The organism is Nitrospira sp. BLG_2 (assembly GCF_049222245.1).
In genome coordinates this window covers 1-2,599 of sequence record NZ_JBLYIG010000657.1, presented here as the reverse complement: position 1 = coordinate 2,599, position 2,599 = coordinate 1, and the positions used below count along the sequence as shown (strand labels likewise).

The 2,599-nt window shown below is 58.9% G+C and carries 2 protein-coding genes; both read left to right on the top strand.

Annotated elements, in window-relative coordinates; translation table 11 throughout:
• Positions 1 to 1,321: PD-(D/E)XK nuclease family protein (locus ACOSYY_RS17435; RefSeq protein ID WP_421664100.1), on the top strand; the 1,321-nt coding region annotated here is incomplete at its 5' end.
• Positions 1,314 to 2,599: UvrD-helicase domain-containing protein (locus ACOSYY_RS17430; RefSeq protein WP_421664098.1), on the top strand; the 1,286-nt coding region annotated here is incomplete at its 3' end. The genes ACOSYY_RS17435 and ACOSYY_RS17430, both read left to right, overlap by 8 nt.

The window sequence follows — 2,599 nt, the reverse complement described above, 5'->3', positions numbered from 1 at the left end:
CCTGTGTTGTCAGGCTGCCTCTCAGCGCCTGTACCTATCCTACCAACGGGCCGATGAATCGGGGCGCATGCTGGCCGCCTCTCCCTATCTCGGGGAAGCTCGCCGTCTATTCGGCCGCGAAGAGCAACCCATAGAGGTGGTGAGTCGCCGCCTGACTGATCGGGTTTTGCAGCGGCCCACGATCAAACTGTTCGTGTCGCCGGCTGAATTGACTCAGTGGTCGGCGATCAATGGACAAGACCCGACCGATCTCATGCAGGCGCTCGGACGTGATGCGGATACATTCCGCCACGCAGCCTCGGCGCTGGAGCGAATCGAAGAGGACGGCTCAATACTGAATCTCTTCGATGGGATAACGGGAACGGTCGAGTCTCATTGGACGCGGGTTATCGAACGAGGGCTTGCTCCGACGCCGCTCGAACGGTATGCCCATTGTCCTTTTCAATATTTTGCCGCTGATGTGCTGCGACTCGAACCGAGCCGTGTTCCAATCGGGCAGGAACCTGACGCAGCAGTGGTCGGGACGCTCTGCCATGCGGCGTTACGCCGTTGCTACGAACAACTTGGACAGGCCGGGTGGCCGATCGTATCAGTGGCGGGCGACATGGTGGAGCAGACGATCCGTGCGTCGGTGGAACAGGCGGCGGTTGACTTGGAGTCACAACATCGGACAGGCCACTATTTGCTGTGGGAGCTGGCGAAAGAATTGATTGTGACATTGGTGATCGCTGCGGTGAAGGCCGACGAAACGGAACAGGCCGAACATCCGTACCAGCCGATTGCCTTTGAAGTGGACGGACAAGGTACGGTTCCCGGCATCCTGGACGAAGGATCGTTGAAGATCCGTGGTCGCATCGATCGGCTGGATCGAAACCGGACCTCCGGCGCGCTGCGCGTGCTCGACTATAAGTTCAAAACCGGTTCAGCCATGAAACCGGAAGACCGTAATCTGACTCAGGCGGCGGTCCGTGGCTATCGGTTGCAACCACCGCTCTACAGTTGTCTCACTGTTCCTGGACAACCCGCGCCGAGCCAGGTGCAGTTCCTATTTCTCGCCCCCCAGTGGTCTACCACAATCAGCCGCTCGACGTTTGAGGCAATGTCGTGGTCATCCGATACCGGAACACTCATCCGGAACACGATCAGAACGTTGGTGGACGGCATACGTGCCGGACGGTTTTTCATTCTTCCAGACGGCTATTGCGATGGATGTGACTTTCGTGTGATCTGCCGGCGGGAACATGCTCCGACTTGGTGGAGATCTCATCGTGCGGCCGAATCCAAAGCGCTGAAGACGCTTCGCGCGAAAAAGAATGAATAACGATCTGCCGATATCGGATCGTGCGGCTCGAGAGTCGGCTGAGACGACATTCGATCGCAACGTCGTCGTCGTGGCCGGGGCGGGGACAGGCAAGACGACCTTGCTCGTGAATCGTCTCGTGTATCTCCTGATGAAGGAACCCGCTCCGGTCCCTATCACGCAGGTCGTCGCCTTGACGTTCACCAACAAGGCCGCGACAGAAATGAAAGTGCGGCTGCGCGAACGGCTTGCCGTCCTGACTCATCCGCAGGCAGATCCGACGCGGTCGAGCGATGGAGGGGCTGTCTCCTGCAGCGATCTTCAAGCACGGTATAGATTGAGCGCCGGCGAGATTGCCGCGCGTGCTCGGGCGGCTCTCAACGACATTGAAAAAGCCCAAATCGGCACCCTCCACAGTTTCGCCGCGCACGTATTGCGACTCCATCCGCTGGAGAGCGGAGTCGATCCCGATTTCAAGGAAGACGACGGCTTGAGATTTGAAGAGCAGTTCACCGCCGCGTGGGATTGCTGGCTCGACCAGGAATTGAGTCGAGCAGGACAACGCCATCATCTGTGGCGGTCCGTTTTGTCGTCGGCAACTTTGGAGGCGGTCAAGGCGCTGGCCCGGTCCTTGTGCAACGAATTGGTCGATCTCGGCACTCTGCAACAACAACTGGCACGGCCGGCGGTGACTCCGGCCATTTCGAGTTGGATTCGTCTCATGGAAGACCGGACGAATCAGCTCATGAACGCGTATGACCGGCCGAAGCGCCGCAAAGTCGAACATATGCTCGCTGCGACGGGGTCTGTGATGCGGCTCGTGGCGGAAAAAGGGCTGCCGGGCCGGCAAGACTTGACGTCGTCAGAGCGAGAATGGCTCGACAAGGATCTCGGGAACGCTGTGAGTGAATGGGAGAAGAGCGATTTCAAAGAAGCCGCCGCGCTCATTCGGACGGCGCAACAGCTTCTGTCGGTCGACCATGCATTCTTGAACGAACTCTTGACCCTGCTCCTTCCGCTGGTGCGGAGCATTCGCGAGACCTTTTCTCGGCAAGGCTGGCTTTCGTTCGACGGGTTGCTGGCGAGGGCACGGACACTTCTCTTCGAACACCCGTCCGTCCGTGAACGGATTAAGCGGGATTATCGAGCCGTGCTGGTCGATGAATTTCAGGATACGGATCCGGTGCAGTACGAGATCATCCTTGCCGTCTCGGAGCGGCAGGGCAGCCGGGCCGACGTCTGGCACGACATGCTGCTCGAACCGGGGAAACTCTTTATTGTCGGAGATCCGAAACAATC